The organism is Rhizobium sp. CFBP 13726 (assembly GCF_014841925.1).
Taxonomy (GTDB): Bacteria; Pseudomonadota; Alphaproteobacteria; order Rhizobiales; family Rhizobiaceae; genus Neorhizobium; species Neorhizobium soli.
The window spans coordinates 65,168-84,112 of sequence record NZ_JACYUU010000005.1 but is presented as its reverse complement, the minus strand read 5'-3'; the positions used below and the strand labels follow the sequence as shown (position 1 = coordinate 84,112).

Here is an 18,945-nt window from a genome sequence, read left to right as displayed (position 1 = left end):
GCGAGGTCATAATGAGTCAGGCAATTCACGACGTCTTTGTGATCGGTGGAGGGATCAACGGTTGCGGTATCGCGCGCGATGCTGTGGGTCGCGGCTATTCGGTCGCCTTGGCAGAAATGAACGATTTTGCCTCAGGCACGTCGTCAGGAGCCACCAAGCTTATCCATGGCGGCCTGCGCTATCTCGAACATTATGAATTTCGGCTGGTGCGCGAGTCTCTCATGGAGCGCGAAGTGCTCTGGGCAATGGCACCGCATATCATCTGGCCGATGCGCTTCGTTCTCCCCTATCACAAGGGTGGCGTCCGACCCGCCTGGCTGATCCGGCTGGGGTTGTTTCTCTATGATCACCTGGGTGGCCGCAAGCTCCTGCCGCCGACGGCAACGCTTGATATGCGCAAGGATCCGGCCGGCAAACCTTTGAAATCACTGTTTACGAAGGCGTTCGAATACTCGGATGGCTGGGTGGACGACGCGCGGATGGTGGTGCTGAACGCCCGTGACGCTGCCGACAAGGGGGCCCTGATCCTTCCGCGCACGAAAGTCGTTTCGGCGCGGCGCGAAGAGGGCATTTGGACGATTGTTACCCGAAGCACAGTCACCGGCTCCAGTCAGACCCACAAGTCTCGTATGCTGGTCAATGCCGCCGGCCCGTGGGTGGACCAGGTGATCCGCTCCGCCTTCGGCGAAAACGAAGCGCACCATGTCCGGCTGGTTCAGGGCAGCCATATCGTCGTCAAGAAGAAGTTCGACGACCCGCGCGCCTATTTCTTCCAGAACCCGGATAACCGGATCATTTTTGCTATCCCCTACGAAGAGGATTTCACGCTGATCGGCACGACCGATCGCGACTTCAAGGAGGATCCGAAGGACGTTCGGATCTCCGAAGAGGAAACCAACTATCTCTGCAAGGCGGCGAGCGAGTATTTCAAGGAGCCGGTGCGCAAGGAAGATATCGTCTGGACCTATTCGGCCGTGCGGCCGCTGTTCGACGACGGCGCCTCGAAAGCGCAGGAGGCAACCCGCGACTATGTACTGAAGCTGGATACGGTCGGCCTCGGGGAGGGCGGAGCGCCGCTTCTCAATGTGTTCGGTGGCAAGCTCACCACTTATCGACGGCTTTCGGAACATGCGGTCGAAAAGATCGGCGAAGCCATCGGCGTCAAAGGCAAGCCCTGGACCGCTGACAGCCACCTCCCGGGTGGCGATTTCCCTGCCCGCGGCTACGAAAGCGAAGTCGCTGGGCTGAAGGCACGATATCCCTTCCTGACCGATCGCCATGCGCGTAGGCTGGTCCGGCGTTACGGTACGAGGGCCGCGACTTTGCTCGGCAACGCTGCTCGAGCAGAGGATCTTGGGCATAATTTCGGCGGCGAACTCTATGAGGTGGAGGTTCGCTATCTTGCTGATCAGGAATGGGCGTTAAGCGCCGAGGACGTCCTTTGGAGGAGAACAAAGGACGGGCTACGGCTCGACGCTGACGAGAAGAGGGTTTTGGAGGAGTACATGGCCGCAATACCGGAAAGGATCGCCGGATAAGCGGCATGTGTTCCCGCTGTGAGGAGGCAGGGGAACAAGAATGTTGGAATTGCGAAAAGCTGCGAAAATGGTGGCGGGCGAATATCATATTCACCCGAGCGACCTTACGCTCGAGCGTGGCAGTCTGAATGTGCTGCTCGGCCCGACGCTTTCGGGCAAGACATCGCTGATGCGGCTGATGGCTGGATTGGACCGGCCGACAGAGGGTGCTGTCTATTTCGATGGAATAGACGTGACCGGCATGCCGGTGCAAAAACGCAATATCGCGATGGTGTACCAGCAGTTCATCAACTATCCGCTCCTGACCGTCTATGAAAACATTGCCTCGCCGATGCGCATTTCCGGCAAGGACAAGGCGACCGTCGACCGCGAGGTGCGCAAGGCCGCAGAACTTTTGCGGTTGACGCCCTATCTCGACCGTACGCCGCTGCATCTGTCCGGCGGCCAGCAGCAGCGCACCGCTCTTGCCCGCGCCCTGGTCAAGAACGCGAGCCTCGTGCTGATGGACGAGCCACTCGCCAACCTCGATTACAAGCTGCGTGAAGAACTGCGGGAAGAGCTTCCCAAGATCTTTGCCCAGTCCGGCGCAATCTTTGTCTATGCGACGACCGAACCTTCGGAAGCGCTGATGCTGGGCGGCAATACGGCAACCCTTTCCGAGGGCCGCATCACCCAGTTCGGGCCGACGATCGACATTTATAGAAGGCCGGCGGATCTGACGACCGCGAAGACCTTTGCCGATCCGCCGCTGAATTTCATCGAGGTGGTCAAGTCGGGTGGCGGGCTCCGCCACCGCGAAGGCGACGTTCTTCCCTTGCCTGCGCATCTCGGAACCATACCGGATGGTCCTCTGACGGTTGCGTTTCATCCACATCATCTGGGCTTCACGCAGCAGACCGAGAATTCGGCCCGCCTTGCCGCCCGCACGCAGATCTCGGAAATCACCGGTTCGGAAAGCTTCGTGCATCTTGAATATGACGGCGTGAAATGGGTCATGCTGGCGCCCGGCATTCACAACATTGATCCAGATACCGGCATCGAAGTCTTTCTCGATACCCGACATCTGATGGCGTTCGGCAGCGATGGCCGGGCAATCGCTGCGGCTGCGGCTTAGGGGGAAACATCATGGCACGCATCACCCTCGACCATATCCGCCACGCCTACGGCGCCAACCCTGTCGCCGACAGCGACTATGCGCTTCGCGAAGTTCATCACGAATGGAACGACGGTGGCGCCTACGCGCTGCTTGGCCCCTCCGGCTGCGGCAAGACCACGCTGCTGAACATCATCTCCGGTCTGCTGCAGCCGTCGCACGGACGCATCCTGTTTGATGGAAACGACGTGACGGAAGTCTCGACACAGGGTCGCAACATCGCGCAGGTGTTCCAGTTCCCGGTCATCTACGACACGATGACGGTCTACGACAATCTGGCCTTCCCGCTGCTAAACCGCAAAGTACCCGAGGCCGAAGTCGACAAGCGCGTTCGCGACATGCTGGGGATCATCGATCTTGCCGATTGGGCCGACCGCAAGGCGCGGGGCCTGACCGCCGACCAGAAGCAGAAGATCTCGCTTGGCCGCGGCCTTGTGCGCAACGACGTCAACGCGATCCTGTTTGATGAACCGCTGACCGTGATAGATCCCCATATGAAGTGGGTTCTGCGTTCGCAGTTGAAGCGCATCCACAAGCAGTTTGGCTTTACCATGGTCTATGTCACCCACGACCAGACCGAAGCCCTGACCTTCGCAGACAAGGTCGTCGTGATGTACGATGGCGAGATCGTGCAGATCGGCACCCCTGCGGAACTGTTCGAGAAGCCCAGCCATACATTCGTCGGCTATTTCATCGGCTCGCCCGGCATGAACGTCCTGCCGGCGCAGCTGAATGAGCGGTCTGTCGTGGTCGGCAGTCAGCGGATGGACCTCAATGTGCCGCCGAAGACGAAGCTGGGCGACCGGATCGAACTCGGCATCCGTCCGGAGTTCATCCATCTCGGTCGAGAAGGCATGCCGGTGAAGATCAGCCGGATCGAGGATATCGGCCGACGGCGCATCGTTCGTGCCGAATTCGAGGGAAAGCCGCTTGCGATCGTCGCCGACGAGAATACGGAAATTCCGGCGGAAGCCCGCGTGAGCTTTGATCCTGCAGGTATCAATATCTACGCCAATTCCTGGCGCGTCGGCGGGGAGGCGTGAACGGCATGGAAAAGACCTATAACAACAAGGCCTGGTTCTTCGTTCTTCCGGTGCTGCTGCTGGTCCTGTTTTCAGCGGCGATACCGTTGATGACCGTTGTGAACTACTCGGTGCAGGACACGTTCGGCAACAACGAATTCTTCTGGGCAGGCACTGGCTGGTTTACCGAAATCCTGAATTCGGATCGGTTCTGGGCGGCGTTGCAGCGCAACCTGCTGTTCTCTGTCATCATTCTTGCGCTGGAAATTCCGCTCGGCATCTTCATCGCGCTGAACATGCCGAAAAAGGGTCTAGGCGTCCCGGTCTGCCTCGTTTTGATGGCGCTGCCGCTGCTGATCCCGTGGAACGTGGTCGGCACCATCTGGCAGGTGTTTGGTCGCGTCGATATCGGCCTTCTCGGCCGCACGCTCGCAATCCTCGGCATCGACTACAACTATGTCCGCGATCCGATCGATGCCTGGGTCACCGTCATCGTGATGGATGTCTGGCACTGGACGAGCCTTGTCGTGCTCCTCTGCTATGCCGGTCTCGTGTCGATCCCGGATGCCTACTATCAGGCTGCGAAAATCGATGGCGCGTCGCGCTGGTCGGTGTTCCGCTTTATCCAGTTGCCGAAGATGAAGCGGGTGCTGCTGATTGCCGTGCTCCTGCGCTTCATGGATAGTTTCATGATTTATACCGAACCCTTCGTCGTCACCGGCGGCGGGCCCGGCAACTCGACAACCTTCCTGTCGATCGATCTCGTCAAGATGGCGGTCGGGCAGTTCGACCTCGGGCCGGCCGCGGCGATGTCGATCATCTACTTCCTCATCATCCTGCTGATGTCGTGGATCTTCTACACGGTCATGACCAGCAGCGACAAAAACGCGTGAGGAGGACCGTTACGATGGCTCAAGTCAACACATTCAAGCCGGCGCGCAGCTACTCCTGGCTCGTCTCGACAATCTACATCATCTTCCTGCTGCTGCCGATCTACTGGCTGGTCAATATGAGCTTCAAGGAGAATGCCGAGATCACCGGTACCTTCTCCCTCTTCCCGCATAACCCGACGCTTCGGAATTACACGGTGATCTTCACCGATCCGTCCTGGTACAACGGCTATATCAACTCGATTATCTATGTGGGTCTGAACACGCTGATCTCGGTGGCGGCGGCACTTCCCGCGGCCTACGCCTTCTCGCGCTACCGGTTTCTCGGCGACAAGCACCTGTTCTTCTGGCTGCTGACCAACCGGATGGCGCCACCGGCGGTCTTTGCGCTGCCATTCTTCCAGCTCTATTCCGCCTTCGGACTGATCGACACGCATATCGCCGTGGCACTCGCCCACTGCCTGTTCAACGTCCCGCTGGCCGTCTGGATTCTCGAAGGCTTCATGTCCGGCGTGCCGAAGGAAATCGACGAAACCGCTTATATCGACGGCTATTCCTTCCCGCGCTTTTTCGTGAAGATCTTCATGCCGTTGATCGCGTCCGGCATCGGCGTTGCAGCCTTCTTCTGCTTCATGTTCTCGTGGGTCGAACTGCTGCTTGCCCGCACGCTGACGACGACTGCCGCCAAGCCGATTTCGGCCATCATGACCCGCACCGTTTCGGCGTCCGGCATGGACTGGGGCGTTCTGGCAGCCGCCGGCGTGCTGACGATCGTGCCGGGCGCGCTCGTGATCTACTTTGTCCGCAACTACATCGCCAAGGGCTTTGCCCTGGGTCGGGTCTAGAGGGAGAACGCACATGAGTTTTTCATGGATGGCCTGGACGCTGCCGACGACGCTTTTCTTTGTGACCATCTTCGCCTTGATTGCAGCGATGGGCATCTGGGAGTATTTTTCTCCGGGGGGAGCGCCACGGGTTGGGATCCTGCGCTTCGAGACAACGCGGGGGGACCGGCTCTTCATTTCGCTGCTTGGTGCAGCATTCATCAATCTCGCATGGTTGGGGCTGATCGGCCCCAATCTGTGGTGGGCTCTTGCCCTCGCTGTGGTCTACGCCGTCGGCGTTTTCCGCTTCGTCTGAAGGCAAGTTTGATACGGCGCGCGGGAGGACTGGCGCCGAAACGAAATCGCAATCGCAACTCTGGGAGGACATTATGCGACGGCATCTTTTGACAACGACAGCAGGCATATTGCTGGCACTGGCAGGCACGGCTCACGCCGGCATGAACGAGGCGAAGCAGTTCCTTGACAAGGAAATCAAGGACCTATCATCGCTATCGCGTGCCGAGCAGGAAAAGGAGCTGCAATGGTTCATCGATGCGGCGAAGCCCTTCTCCGGTCTCGACATCAAGGTCGTCTCGGAAACGCTGACCACGCATGAATACGAGTCGAAAGTACTGGCGCCAGCCTTCACGGCGATCACCGGCATCAAGATCACCCACGACCTGATCGGCGAAGGCGATGTCGTCGAAAAGCTGCAGACGCAGATGCAGTCGGGCGAGAACATCTATGACGCCTATGTCAACGATAGCGACCTGATCGGCACGCATTGGCGTTACCAGCAGGCCCGTTCCCTGACGGACTTCATGGCGAAGGAAGGTAAGGACGTTACCAATCCCGGCCTCGATCTTGAGGATTTCATCGGCCTCAAATTCACCACCGCACCCGACAAGAAGCTCTACCAGCTTCCGGACCAGCAGTTCGCCAACCTTTATTGGTTCAGGTACGACTGGTTCAACGACGCCAAGAACAAGGCTGATTTCAAGGCCAAATACGGCTACGACCTCGGCGTTCCCGTCAACTGGTCCGCTTACGAAGACATCGCGGAATTCTTCACCGGCCGTGATATCGGCGGAAAGAAGGTCTTCGGCCACATGGACTACGGCAAGAAGGACCCGTCGCTCGGCTGGCGCTTCACCGATGCGTGGCTTTCGATGGCTGGCAACGGCGACAAGGGTCTACCGAACGGTCTGCCGGTCGATGAATGGGGTATCAAGGTCAACGAAAAGTCACAGCCGGTCGGCTCCTGCGTCGCGCGCGGCGGTGACACCAATGGTCCTGCCTCCGTCTATTCGATCCAGAAATATCTCGACTGGATGAAGGCCTATGCACCGCCAGCTGCCCAGGGCATGAACTTCTCGGAATCCGGTCCTGTCCCCGCGGGCGGCGAAATCGCTCAGCAGATGTTCATGTACACGGCCTTCACCGCCGATATGGTGAAGCCAGGCCTGCCTGTCATGAACGAGGACGGCACGCCGAAATGGCGTTTCGCGCCAAGCCCCCACGGCGTTTACTGGAAAGACGGCATGAAGCTTGGCTATCAGGACGTCGGTTCCTGGACGCTGATGAAGTCCACGCCCGATGACCGCGCAAAGGCGGCCTGGCTCTACGCCCAGTTCGTCACGTCCAAGACCGTCGACTTGAAGAAGAGCCATGTGGGCCTGACGCTGATCCGCGAAAGCTCGATCCGCCATCAGAGCTTTACCGATCGCGCACCGAAACTCGGCGGCCTGATCGAGTTCTACCGCTCGCCGGCACGTGTTCAGTGGTCGCCGACCGGCACCAACGTTCCTGATTATCCGAAGCTCGCACAGCTTTGGTGGCAGGCGATCGGCGATGCCGCATCGGGTGCAAAGACGCCACAGTTGGCGATGGACTCGCTTTGCGCCGAGCAGGAGAAGGTGCTCCAGCGTCTGGAACGCGCTGGCGTCCAGAAGGACATGGGCCCCAAGCTCGCCGAAGAGCATGACCTGGCCTACTGGAACAAGGATGCGGTCGCCAAGGGCAATCTGGCTCCGCAGCTGAAGATCGAGAACGAAAAGGAAAAGCCGATCACCGTCAACTACGACGACCTGGTGAAGAGCTGGGCTGACGCAAAGAAGTGATCTGACCGATCAAGGCTCCCGAAGGGGAAGCGGCGGCAAGAGACGACCGCGCCGAACATCATCGGCGCGGTCGTTTCGCGTTCGTCACTGTTGCGGACACACGGCGGAGCCTCCCAACCTGCCTTGATCCGGTCCTATGCCTTGTTCAGCTTGGCATCGACACTGAGCGGTCCGGCTCCGGACGTGACGAAATAGAGGAACACGAAGCAGAGCACGGCAGCGGCCATTCCGCCGTTTTCGGGCGGGAAAATGCTTTTGGGAAAGTGGCTGATGAAGTAAGCCGCGGCCATCAGGCCGGACAGGAGGAATGCCGCTATCCGTGTCTGGAAACCGACCAGGAAGAGGAAGCCGCAGACAAGCTCAAAGAGACCCGCGATCCAGGGCAACGAGCCCGTGGGCGGCATGAAGGTACCGGCGTGGAAATGAAAGATTTTCGCCATGCCGAAGGAGAAGATGACGAGGCCGACGGCAATACGCAGGATGCTGAGAAGAACAGGCTGGTAAGCCTGGATTTTGTTGACCATTGGGAAGCTCCGTTAAATGTCGATGCTCTTCTGACATCGACCAAACGAAGGTCAACTGCACGTCTTCGTGAAACAGTTATGGAATGCGCGAGACCGCCGAAGCGTCTTCTCAAATGGTGACCGCGTTGACGATCATCAAAACGGGGACACAGCCCAAGGCAATTGCCCCAATCCAGGCCATCAGTATCTTTATGAAATACCGCTGCTGCATAAAGATCTCGTTGTATTCGTGAAGCATTAAGCACCCCTACGCCGTTGAAGGGAATGAACCACCTCTTCAGAAGCGAGTCGAGTGCAGCCTTGCAACAGACTGAATCAGACGTATACGCGGACCACGTCCTCCAACGATAAAGTCAATTCACTGCAGGTTGAGAGGCAGTTGAATCCCCTTGGGAACATGCGGCTTGCGAAGATTGGCAATCTCGATCCGTCCATAGATCTCCTTGCGTTCCTTGTCATGACGTTCCCTGAGCGCCTTCGACTGAGCCACGAGGGCAAGAGCACGGGCGACGACCTCTTCAGTTCTCTGCATGGCGTTCTCCTCAATGTTCTTCCTTTGTTCTCATTTTCGCTGAAGGTTGTCAACAGTCTCTTCTTCCCGTGCCTAGGCTGGCGGTTTCGGCGCATCTGCTGTGCATGTCTGCAGGTGTCAATTTCTGAACGAACTGATATGCCTCATCTCAGTCGGGCCTGATGGTTCGGACCCACAACATGGTTTTTCGGAAGGGAAACGGAATGCAGATCGGAATGATAGGCCTCGGCCGTATGGGCGCCAATATGGTGCGACGGCTCCTGCGTGATGGCCATGAATGTGTGGTATTCGATGTCAGTCAGGCCAATGTCGAGGCTCTGGAGCGGGAAGGGGCCGTGGGAGCCACCTCGCTGGAAGATATGGTCGCCAAGCTCGCGAAACCGGCCACCGTTTGGCTGATGCTGCCGGCAGCGATCACCGACCAGACGATCGAGAAGCTCTCGGGTGTCATGTCGGCGGGCGACGTGCTGATCGACGGCGGAAACTCCAACTACCAGGACGATATCGATCGCGCAGGGCGTCTTTCGGGCATCGGCCTCGACTATATCGATGTCGGCACGAGCGGTGGCGTCTGGGGTCTGGAACGCGGCTATTGCCTGATGATCGGCGGACCGGATGAAGCGGTGAAGCGCCTCGATCCGATCTTCCTGTCGCTCTCCCCGGGAGCCGGCAAGGAAGCACAGCGGACCTCGGAACTTGGCTACATCCATTGCGGCCCAGCAGGATCAGGTCACTTCGTGAAGATGGTCCACAACGGCATCGAATACGGCATGATGGCGGCCTATGCCGAAGGCCTCAACCTGATGAAGTCTGCCAATATTGGCAAGGTGGCACGTAGCGCCGATGCGGAAACCAGCCCGCTCGCCAATCCGCACTACTATCACTACGATCTGGACGTGGCTGAAATCACCGAAGTCTGGCGTCACGGCAGCGTCGTTTCGTCGTGGCTGCTCGATCTTCTCGCCGGCTCTCTGCACAACGATCCGACGCTTGACGCCTTCAGTGGTCGAGTTTCGGATTCCGGCGAGGGACGGTGGATGATGAAGGCCGGTATCGATACCGGCGTGCCGCTTCCGGTCCTGTCGTCCGCTCTCTTCCAGCGCTTTTCGTCGCAGGGTCACGAGCAGTATTCGAACCAGGTTCTGTCGGCGCTTCGGGCAGCCTTCGGCGGCCACTCCGAAAAGAAATAGGCTGGGTTATATCCGATACGAAATCCGGCACCCCTGGGGTGCCGGACTCTTTTGAAAAGCTCGATAGACCGGGCTTATTCCTATTCTACCGGCTTTGTCTCGTAGAACGCTTTCGCATCGCTCAGGAATGCCGCCCTCGACGACGGGTTGGTATAGAACATGTGGCCGCCGCTATAGGTCTTCAGTTCTGCCCGGCCGGCTGCCAACTGTGTCGGCAGATGACCAATCACGTAGCGGCTCACACCATAGGGTGTCAGCGCATCGCTGTGACCATGCGCGACCAGCAGGCGGAAGGATGGGATGACGGACAGCAGGTCGCGGATATCCGTCGACGCGCTGGCGAGCGCGCGAGCATCGCCGCCCCGGCTGCCATTCCATTCCCACCGGCGGTTCACATCCTCATTCAAAAGCGAGTAGGTCATGTCGCTCGCAAACTTCAGCTCGCCTTTCGCATAGGAGGCAAAGGCAGCACTGTAGGCGCGGGTGTAGCCCTCCAGAATGGGATCGTCGTTGCGCCCATACGCGTCCTCGGGATAGGCGTCCGGCACGGCGTAGGATGCATCATAGGGGCTGACGACCCGACCCGGTCCGCCCATCTGCTTCCCGTAGACATCGCCGATGAGGCCTCGCGTTCTGGAAACCACATCTTTCGGGATACCCGTGAGACCAGCAAGCTTTCCATAGAAAGCCTCGGCTTCTTCGCCCGTCGGAGCAGCACCCGCCACTGTCGGAAGATAGTCGCGCAACGCGAAACGTTCGGCTTCGGCGAGCTTTTCAGGCGTGAAGCTTTTCGTCCGCTCCATCTCGGCTGCCGCAAGCGAGGGCAGTTGCAGTGCGGCGCTCAGCGGATCGTCGGAATTTGCGAGGAACCGGCCTTCGATAAATGGCGAGAGCATGATGATGCCGGAGGGGATGATGCCCTGGCTATTCTTCATCGCGATCGCGACTTTCGCGGCGCGGAACCCGCCATAGCTTTCGCCGGCCAGATATTTTGGTGCATTCAGCCGGTCGTTCTTCTGGACGTAGAGCGAGATCACCTTGGCAAGGCTGTCGGCATCCTGACGGACGCCGTAGAAATTCTTGGCGACATCGTCGCTGGCGGCACGGCTCCATCCGGTGCCAACCGGATCGATCATGACGAGATCGGTGAATGCCAGCCAGCTTTGCGGATTGTCCCTGATCTGCGGCGTAGTGCCGTCGTTGCCGTTCTTGCCGAATTCGATGATCCGGGGGCCCAGCAGCCCGAGATGCAGATAGGCCGATGCGGCGCCCGGGCCGCCGTTGAATGCGAAGGTCAGCGGACGACCCGGCGTGCGATCCTTGGCGATATAGGCCGTGTAGAAGATCTTTGCCGTTCGATTGCCGTCCTGGCCGAACAGGTCAAGCGTGCCGGCGGTCGCTGTATACGGCAGGTCTGCGCTGCCCTCGGTTTTCAGAACATGCTCGGTCGTGCTGTCATCGGGGATGAGCGAGAATATGCCGGGGGGCTGTTGCGCCCCAACCGGGGCGGAAAGCGCAAGAAGCACCATGATGGATGCAAGGATCCGGTAAAGACGCAAAGCTGTTTCCTCCGTGACGGCTATGTCAGTCATGTAGGGCAGCGAAGGCCATCCGGGAAACTCAATTCCGCTTGAGGCTCAAGTCAGCCCGCCAATCGTCCGCCCTGCAGAGGCCTTGGCGCACCCGTCGTCGTCGGAAAGCTGATCGGAAGACCGCGGAGCACGCGCACGGCGAGAAAGGCGAACAGTTCCGCCTCGACGGCATCGCCTCGCCAGCCGAACGCGTCCGCGGACACGGCCTCGACGCCTGCACGCTGTTCGAGCATCGCCATGATCGTCGGGTTGCGACGTCCACCACCGGCCACGATCAACCGCTTCGGCCGTCTCGGCAAAAGGTCGAGCGCCTTGCCGACTGCCGATGCGGTAAAGGCCGAAAGTGTGGCCGCGCCGTCTTCCGGCGAAAGCCCGTCGGCCATGGCCGAGGTAAACGAATAGCGGTCGAGCGATTTCGGATAGGGCGCCGTCATGTACGGATGCTGGAGCAGGCGTGCCAGCCGCTCCTCATCGACCTTGCCCGAAGCACCAAGCGCGCCGTCCCGGTCCATCTCGCCAAGGCCCAGCGACTTGATGAAATCGTTGAGCGGGGCATTGGCCGGGCCGGTATCGAAGGCGATCACCAGATCCTCGCCATCCCACCAGCTGACATTGCCGACACCGCCGAGATTGAGAACGGCGCTATCGCCGGATCGATCGACCCCGCGCAAAAGGGCCGCGTGATAGACGGCGGCAAGCGGTGCGCCCTGGCCGCCGGCGCGAACATCCGAGGTTCTAAAATCATAGGCGACCTTGCAGCCCAGGATCGAGGCCATCAATTCGCCATCGCCGAGCTGCCGCGTGTCGCCGAGGCGTTCGCGGGTCGGTGCACGGTGGAGAACGGTCTGGCCGTGGAAGCCGACGATGCCGATATCGGCCATCGTCAGGCCGGCGCTCTCAACAAGATCCTGCACCGCGCGCGATTGCGCCCGCGTCAATGCTTCTTCCGCCGTGGCAAAGATCGCGGGCTCCGGTCCTCTAAATTCCCAGACGCGCGCTTGGGCGAGCGTTTCCTCAAGAAGAGACCGGATCTCGGGCGGATAGGGCGCCAACGTATAGGCGCCTGCTGTCTCCACCGTTTCCCCGTCGGTCTTCATGAGCGCGACGTCGATATTGCCGTCGAGGACGGTCCCGGTCATCAGGCCGACGGCCCAGATTGGCTCCATTGGAGATCCCCTCAAGTTCAAGCGATGCAATCACCCGGGAGTAACAGAGACCGCCGGCGCCCTCAACGTCCGAAGCGGAATTCCTCCAGCGTCCCGGCCTTCATCTCGATCGAGAAGCCCGGCATTTTTGGCGGCATATAGGCGGCGTTTTCGATGACGCAGGGTTCGAGGAAATGTTCGTGCAGGTGATCGACATATTCGATGACGCGGCCGTCCATCGTGCCGGACACCGCAACGTAGTCGATCATCGAGAGATGCTGGACATATTCGCAAAGACCGACGCCGCCGGCATGCGGCCAGACCGGGAGGCCATACTTGGCGGCGATCAGCAGGACGGAGAGAACCTCGTTCAGCCCGCCCATGCGGCAGCTGTCGATCTGCACGATATCGATCGCACCCTCGGCGATGAACTGCTTGAACATGATACGGTTCTGGCACATCTCGCCAGTGGCAACCTTCACCAACCCGATCGCCTGGCGGATCTTTCGGTGACCGGCAATGTCATCCGGGCTGGTCGGCTCCTCGATGAAGAAGGGCTTGGAGAACGCGAGCTTGTTCACCCAGTCGATCGCCTGGTCGACCTCCCAGACCTGGTTGGCATCGATCATCAGGTAACGGTCCGGGCCGATCACCTCGCGCGCGATGGTCAGACGGCGAATGTCGTCTTCCAGATCGCGACCGACCTTCATCTTGATATGATCGAAACCGGCATCGATCGCTTCCTGGCAAAGCCTGCGCAGCTTCTCGTCATCATAGCCGAGCCAGCCGGCGGAGGTCGTGTAGCAGGGGTAGCCCTTGCTTTCGAGATTGGCGATCCGTTCCGGCTTCCCTGCCTCGGCTTTTCTGAGAATGGCAAGAGCCTCGTCGCGTGTGAGGACGTCGGTCAGATAGCGATAGTCGATGATATCGGCGATTTCTTCCGGCGACATGTCCGCCACAAGCCGCCAGATCGGCTTGCCTTCTTCCTTGGCGAGCAGATCCCAGAAGGCGTTGACGACGGCGCCGGTCGCAAGATGCATGGCGCCCTTGTCCGGGCCGATCCATCGCAACTGGCTGTCGCCGGTCAGGTGCCGCCAGAATTTACCCGGATTGGCCTTCATCACCTCCGTATCGGCGCCGACCACGAGATGGCGCATCGCCTCGATCGCCATGCAGCAGATGTCGTTGCCGCGGCCGATCGTGAAGGTCAGGCCGTGTCCTTCAAGGGCCGGATCGTCGGTTTCGAGGATCACGTAGGCTGCCGAATAATCCGGATCCGGGTTCATGGCGTCGGAACCGTCGAGGCTCTGAGAGGTCGGAAAGCGCAGGTCGACAACCCGCATATCGATAACTTTGGCCATAACTATTCCTTCCGCTGGTCGGCGGTTCAAGATGATCGGGTGGTGCGCCGTAAAGGACGGCAGAGGATCGAAAGGCTCAGATGGTCCAGCCGCCGTCGATGGCGAAGGCCTGTCCGCTCGTATAGGTGGCCGTGGCAATATAGACGGCGAGATCGGCGATCTCTTCCGGCGATCCAAGACGGCCCATCGGCTGGCGGGCGATGAAGGCGGCACGGGCCGTTTCGTAATCGCCCTGGGCGCGCATGCGGTCCTGAAGCGACGGGCTTTCCACTGTGCCCGGGCAGATCGCATTGCAGCGGATGCCTTGCGTCACGTAATCGGCCGCGACCGATTTGGTCAGTCCGATCACAGCTGCCTTGGTCACACCATAGGCGAAACGGTTCGGCACGCCCTTCACGCTGGAAGCCACCGAGGCCATGTTGATGATCGCGCCATCCCTGCGCTCCAGCATGCCCGGCAGCACGGCACGGATCGTGCGGATCATGGCGCGTACGTTGAGGTCGAAGGCAAAATCGAGATCGCTATCCGGCATCTCCAGCACCGAACCGGCGTGCACAACGCCGGCGCAGTTGAAGAGCACGTCGACCTGACCAATACCAGAGACGCAGGCCTTAACCGCGTCCTCGTTCAACACGTCGAGCTTTGCCGTCGTCAGATTGTCGAGCTTCGGCAACTCGGAAAGAGCCGTCTCGTTGATGTCGGTGGCATGGACCTTCGCACCTGCCGCGATGAAGGCAAGCGCACTGGCGCGGCCGATCCCCTGACCCGCAGCGGTGATCAGAACTGTCTTGCCATTCAGATTTGCCATCGACTTCAACTCTCCTCTCTGCATGTCAGTCATGATGGAAAACTTCTTCCATCATCGCCCACCATTCACCTTCAGCCCGCGTTTCCAGGGGCGTCTGGCAGGGAATGGTAAAGGCCCACCATTCCTGGTTCTTTTCGTCGGCCGCCATCCGCGCCATGTCGGCTGCGAAATCGGTGCCGTGATATTCCCATGTGCCGAACAGGAGGTTTTCCGGTTCGCGCAGGAAGATCGTATAGTTCCTGATGTTGCAGCGGGAAATCAAGTCGAGGATTTCCGGCCATACCGCCGCATGCAGTTCCCGATACTTGGCAAGCATCTCCGGCTGCACACCGATCATCATTCCCATGCGCTGCATGACTTTACTCCTCAGGCGACTTCAATGAGCGCCTTGACCACCGCCTGCGCGGGGTCTGTCAGCTTGGAAAACCGGTCCGGCACATCCGAAAGGTGCATGCGGTGCGTAATCAAGGCATCCGGTACTTCGCCCGCCCGCATCGCGTCCATCACCCGCTCGAAGTCCGTGATCGTCGCGTTGCGGCTGCCGAGAAGCGTCGTTTCGCGTTTATGAAACTCGGGATCCGAAAAGCCGATCGTGCTGGAGACGATCGACACCAGGACATAGGTGCCGCCATGTCCGACAAAGGAGAAGCCGCGCTCCATCGCTTTCGGGTTCCCGGTCGCGTCGAACACCGCGTCGAAGAAATCGCCGTTGGTGATGGCGGAAAGCTGGTCGGTGTCGACAGGCGAAAGCGCGACCGTGGACGTGATGCCCAACTGGCGCTTGGCGAACTCCAGCCTGTCTTCACGACCGTCGATGACAGTTACCTCGGCGCCTTCGAGCTGTGCGAAAATTGCGACCGACAGGCCGATCGGGCCCGCGCCGACGACCAGAACCTCCTGACCCTTTTCGACCCGTGCGCGGGCGACGGCATGTGCACCGATCGCCAGAAACTCCACCATGGCAGCCTGATCAAGCGTCAGTCCGTCTGCCTTCACGGCGAACTGCTCGGGAATGCTCAGATATTCCGTCATGCCGCCATCGCGATGGACGCCGAGCACACCGATATTGCGGCAGCAGTTGGTCTTGCCCTTCAGGCAGGCATTGCAGTGGCCGCAGGAAATGTAGGGGATGATCGAGACGATATCGCCCACCTGAAGCGAGCTTCCCTCGGGGGCTTCCTCGACGGTTGCCGCCAGTTCGTGGCCCATGACGCGCGGATAGGAAAGATAGGGCTGGTTGCCGGTGAAGATGTGCAGGTCGGTGCCGCAGACGCCGATACGGCGGACCTTCAGAAGCACCTCGCCTTCGCCGCGTGCGGGCTTGTCCCGCTCGATCGCCGAAAGTTTGCCCGGTTCATCGCATATGATAGTCAGCATCCTAGATCTCTTTCAGTCGATAGAAACGTTTGGCATTGCCGCCGAAGACGGCCGAATGGTTCTGTTCCGGAACGATGTCCAGGCATTGCCGAAGCCACGCACCGTACTCCCCGGCAAGCCGCAACACCGGCCAGTCGCTGCCCCAGATGACGCGGTCCGCGCCGAACAGGTCGAAGATCGTTTCCGCATAGGGGCGCACGGATTGCGGCTTCTGGTCTCCCGCTTCGGTGAGAAGGCCCGATAGCTTGCAATGGACGTTCGGCAGGGCCGCCAGCGCCTTCATGCGGGCATACCAGTCGATAAACCGTCCCTCGGCGATCGGCGGCTTGGCGCCGTGGTCGATGACGATCTGAAGTTTCTGATGGCGCCGAGCAAAGTTGCAGAGCGGTGCCAGATGCCTTGGAAGCACAAGCGCATCGAAGACGAGGTCGTGTTCGATCATCGTCCCGATACCGGCGTCGAGCATGGGATCGTCAATCCACCGGTCATCAGCCAAGTCCTGCAGCATCGGGCGGAAACCCTTCAGCTTGCTGTGGCTTGCCAGCTGTCCAATATTCTCCTGCACATCCGATGCTTTCAAATCCGTCCAGCCGACCACGCCGAGGATGAAAGGGTGGTTGTCGGCGAGATCCAGCATGAACTTCGTATCGGCCTGCGTTTCCATCGTCTGCACCAGCACCGTGCCATCGACGCCGGCTTCTTCCAGCAACGGCGTCAAATCGTCCGGCAGGAAATCCCGGTGAATGGCCGCAAACTCGGGCCCCGGCCATTGGCCTGTCCGGTCGGCGATCCGCCAGAAATGCTGGTGGGCATCGATCCGCATCGATCAGGCTCCGATGCCGGGAAGTGGTGTGCCTTCAGCCAGAAGCCCGCTTTCCCTCAGACGCGACCAGAAGGAGGCAGGAATTTCCTCGGCAAACCACTCGACATTCGAGGTGATCTGTTCGGCATTGCGGGCGCCGGACACGATCGTCGCGACCGCCGGATGCGCCAGCGGAAACTGGAGTGCCGCAGCCTGAAGGGTCACGCCTTCTTCCTCGCAGACCGCCCGCAACTGCTCGACACGGGCGAGGATCTCAGCCGGCGCTTCGGTATAGTTGAACTTCTTGTTTCCGGCGAGAAGCCCGGAATTGAACGGACCCGCGGCAACGATCGCCACACCTTGCTTCGCGCATTCATCCATGAAGGCAAGACTTTCCTGTTCGAGCAGCGTGTAGCGACCGGCCAGCATCGTGCAATCGATGTCGAAAACCTTCATCGCGTCGGCGACGACTTCCCATTCGTTGACGCCGAGGCCGACAGCCTTGGTCGACCCTTCATCCCGCAATTTGCCCAGCGCCTTGAAGCCGCCGCCATCGGTCAGTTGCTGCCAGTAATGGTCGTGGCGGTCGCCATGCGTCATGCGACCAATATCGTGAATATAGAGTATGTCGGGCTTCAGGATTCCAAGGCGCTGCTGGCTTGCGTCAAAGGACCGCAGAATGCCGTCATAGCTGTAGTCGTAGACAGGACGGAAGGGGAGGGGTTCGGCGTAGCCGTCCTCTTCCGGTCCAACCGTCTCATCCGGCGTCATGACGCGGCCAACCTTGGTGCTCAGAACATAGTCTGCGCGGGGAAGATCGGTCAGCATCGTGCCAAGGCGGCGTTCGGAGCGGGTAAAGCCGTAGAAGGGAGCGGTGTCGAAATAGCGGATACCGGCATCCCACGCGGCACTGAAAGCGCCGGCGGATTCCGCATAGGGCGTGACGCGATAAAGGTTGCCCATCTGGGCGCAGCCGAGGCCGATCAGCGTGACATCCAAATCGACACGCGGGAATTTGCGGGTATCACTGGCGTTCATCGGGCAACCTTCATTTTATCACTGCAGAGAAAGACGATACGCGCCATTCGCGACGCGTATCGAGGCGGGGAGGCTTAGTAGAGAACGTTCTTGGCTTCCGGCTTGTCGATGTTGTCCTTGGTGACGACGACGACACCCGTATCGACAAACTTCTCGACCTTTTCCTTTTTCAGGAGCTTGGAGATCGTCTTGACGCCGAGATCGCCCATCTGGAACGAGCCCTGGACTGCGATCGCCTGAAGCGTGCCGTCCTTGACGAATTCCTGCAGATCCTGGTTACCGTCGAAGCCGATCGCGACGAGCTTGCCGGATTTGCCGGACTGCTTGATGGCGCGGCCCATGCCGATTGCCGTCGGCTCATTGGCGCCGAAGATGCCCTTAAGGTCGGAATTTGCGGCCAGAACGTCCGTGGTTTGGTTCAACGCCGTCGCCATCTGCGACTGCGAGTAGAACGGGCCGACGATCTGGAGCTTCGAGTTTGCCTTGATATAGTCAGTGAAGCCACCGACGCGGCCGATCTCGGAGCCGGCACCTGCCACATAGGACATGACGGCGATCTTGCCTTCAGTGCCGACCTTGCCGATCAGCGCCTTGGCAGCCAGTTCGCCGGCGGTCTTGTTGTCGGTCGCGAGGAACGACTGGTAATACTGTTCCGACCCCTTGCTCAGCATCGAGTCCACGATCACGACCGGAATACGGGCTTCCCAGGCCTTCTTCACGGCAGGGATCAGCGCATCTGGATCGGACGGCGCAAGCACGATGCCGGCGACGCCGCGATTGACGGCGTTTTCGACCATGTTGACCTGGTCGGCGATCGCCGATTCCGATGCCGGACCCTGGAAGGTCATCGTATTACCGGCGCCGACTTCCTTCATGGCGGCATCAGCGCCCTTCTGGACGTTCTGCCAGAAGGTCGAGTTGACGGTCTTGACGATGACGGCGATCTCGGCTGCCTGTGCGGAAGCCGCACCCAAGATCATCGCCGAGGCAAGCAACGCGGTTGCTAGTTTCTTCATGTTCAATCCTCCT

General features: G+C 59.8%; 19 protein-coding genes. 8 read left to right on the top strand and 11 right to left on the bottom strand.

Going from position 1 to position 18,945, the window contains the following annotated elements; translation table 11 throughout:
• Nucleotides 1–11: 11 nt before the first annotated feature.
• From glpD to IFT66_RS19515, 7 genes are all read left to right on the top strand, one after another.
• Nucleotides 12–1,538 carry a glycerol-3-phosphate dehydrogenase gene (gene glpD, locus IFT66_RS19545; protein WP_192078630.1) on the top strand — a complete coding sequence of 509 codons (1,527 nt, stop codon included), beginning with the start codon at nt 12–14 and terminating at the stop codon, nt 1,536–1,538.
• 40 nt (nt 1,539–1,578) lie between these two features.
• Nucleotides 1,579–2,652 (top strand): ABC transporter ATP-binding protein, encoded by a 1,074-nt coding sequence (locus IFT66_RS19540; RefSeq protein WP_062458891.1) that lies wholly within the window; start codon nt 1,579–1,581, stop codon nt 2,650–2,652.
• 11 nt (nt 2,653–2,663) lie between these two features.
• Complete coding sequence (locus tag IFT66_RS19535) at nt 2,664–3,734, top strand: ABC transporter ATP-binding protein (protein ID WP_192078629.1); 1,071 nt, start codon at nt 2,664–2,666, stop codon at nt 3,732–3,734.
• Between the two features lie 5 nt (nt 3,735–3,739).
• Entirely contained in the window at nt 3,740–4,606 is an 867-nt protein-coding gene (locus IFT66_RS19530) for a carbohydrate ABC transporter permease (protein ID WP_192078628.1), read from the top strand.
• 14 nt (nt 4,607–4,620) lie between these two features.
• Entirely contained in the window at nt 4,621–5,448 is an 828-nt protein-coding gene (locus tag IFT66_RS19525) for a carbohydrate ABC transporter permease (RefSeq protein ID WP_062576484.1), read from the top strand.
• 13 nt (nt 5,449–5,461) lie between these two features.
• Nucleotides 5,462–5,743: a DUF2160 domain-containing protein gene (locus IFT66_RS19520; protein ID WP_062458904.1), complete on the top strand. Its 282-nt coding sequence runs from the start codon at nt 5,462–5,464 to the stop codon at nt 5,741–5,743.
• 73 nt (nt 5,744–5,816) lie between these two features.
• Entirely contained in the window at nt 5,817–7,547 is a 1,731-nt protein-coding gene (locus IFT66_RS19515; RefSeq protein WP_092664249.1) for an ABC transporter substrate-binding protein, read from the top strand.
• A gap of 134 nt (nt 7,548–7,681) precedes the next feature.
• On the opposite strand, the gene IFT66_RS19510 is transcribed toward IFT66_RS19515, so the two are convergent.
• Together IFT66_RS19510 and IFT66_RS19505 are read right to left on the bottom strand one after the other, a co-directional pair.
• Nucleotides 7,682–8,071: a DoxX family protein gene (locus IFT66_RS19510; protein ID WP_192078627.1), complete on the bottom strand. Its 390-nt coding sequence runs from the start codon at nt 8,069–8,071 to the stop codon at nt 7,682–7,684.
• 358 nt (nt 8,072–8,429) lie between these two features.
• On the bottom strand, nt 8,430–8,603 hold the full coding sequence (locus tag IFT66_RS19505; protein ID WP_165699857.1) for a hypothetical protein: 174 nt from the start codon (nt 8,601–8,603) through the stop codon (nt 8,430–8,432).
• Between the two features lie 203 nt (nt 8,604–8,806).
• Between IFT66_RS19505 and gnd the strand changes: the two genes are divergently transcribed.
• Nucleotides 8,807–9,793: a phosphogluconate dehydrogenase (NAD(+)-dependent, decarboxylating) gene (gene gnd / locus IFT66_RS19500; protein ID WP_062458911.1), complete on the top strand. Its 987-nt coding sequence runs from the start codon at nt 8,807–8,809 to the stop codon at nt 9,791–9,793.
• An 80-nt stretch (nt 9,794–9,873) separates the two neighbouring features.
• On the opposite strand, the gene IFT66_RS19495 is transcribed toward gnd, so the two are convergent.
• The 9 genes from IFT66_RS19495 to IFT66_RS19455 form a co-directional block, all read right to left on the bottom strand.
• Entirely contained in the window at nt 9,874–11,385 is a 1,512-nt protein-coding gene (locus tag IFT66_RS19495; protein ID WP_192078626.1) for a S10 family serine carboxypeptidase-like protein, read from the bottom strand.
• A gap of 50 nt (nt 11,386–11,435) precedes the next feature.
• Nucleotides 11,436–12,551: an anhydro-N-acetylmuramic acid kinase gene (locus IFT66_RS19490; protein WP_192078625.1), complete on the bottom strand. Its 1,116-nt coding sequence runs from the start codon at nt 12,549–12,551 to the stop codon at nt 11,436–11,438.
• Nucleotides 12,552–12,613: 62 nt separating this feature from the next.
• Nucleotides 12,614–13,891 (bottom strand): L-fuconate dehydratase, encoded by a 1,278-nt coding sequence (locus tag IFT66_RS19485; RefSeq protein ID WP_192078624.1) that lies wholly within the window; start codon nt 13,889–13,891, stop codon nt 12,614–12,616.
• A 76-nt stretch (nt 13,892–13,967) separates the two neighbouring features.
• A complete protein-coding gene (locus IFT66_RS19480; RefSeq protein ID WP_192078623.1) occupies nt 13,968–14,699 on the bottom strand; it encodes an SDR family oxidoreductase in 732 nt (243 codons plus the stop codon).
• 25 nt (nt 14,700–14,724) lie between these two features.
• Complete coding sequence (locus tag IFT66_RS19475) at nt 14,725–15,054, bottom strand: L-rhamnose mutarotase (RefSeq protein ID WP_192078622.1); 330 nt, start codon at nt 15,052–15,054, stop codon at nt 14,725–14,727.
• Nucleotides 15,055–15,065: 11 nt separating this feature from the next.
• Nucleotides 15,066–16,076 (bottom strand): zinc-binding alcohol dehydrogenase family protein, encoded by a 1,011-nt coding sequence (locus tag IFT66_RS19470; protein ID WP_192078621.1) that lies wholly within the window; start codon nt 16,074–16,076, stop codon nt 15,066–15,068.
• A gap of 1 nt (nt 16,077) precedes the next feature.
• Nucleotides 16,078–16,899, bottom strand: coding sequence for an amidohydrolase family protein (locus tag IFT66_RS19465; protein ID WP_192078620.1), 822 nt, complete (start codon nt 16,897–16,899; stop codon nt 16,078–16,080).
• Nucleotides 16,900–16,902: 3 nt separating this feature from the next.
• The gene (locus IFT66_RS19460) at nt 16,903–17,916 is read right to left on the bottom strand and encodes an aldo/keto reductase (protein WP_192078619.1); all 1,014 of its coding nucleotides are present in this window, start codon (nt 17,914–17,916) and stop codon (nt 16,903–16,905) included.
• Between the two features lie 74 nt (nt 17,917–17,990).
• Nucleotides 17,991–18,932: an ABC transporter substrate-binding protein gene (locus IFT66_RS19455; RefSeq protein WP_062458933.1), complete on the bottom strand. Its 942-nt coding sequence runs from the start codon at nt 18,930–18,932 to the stop codon at nt 17,991–17,993.
• Nucleotides 18,933–18,945 lie beyond the last annotated feature (13 nt).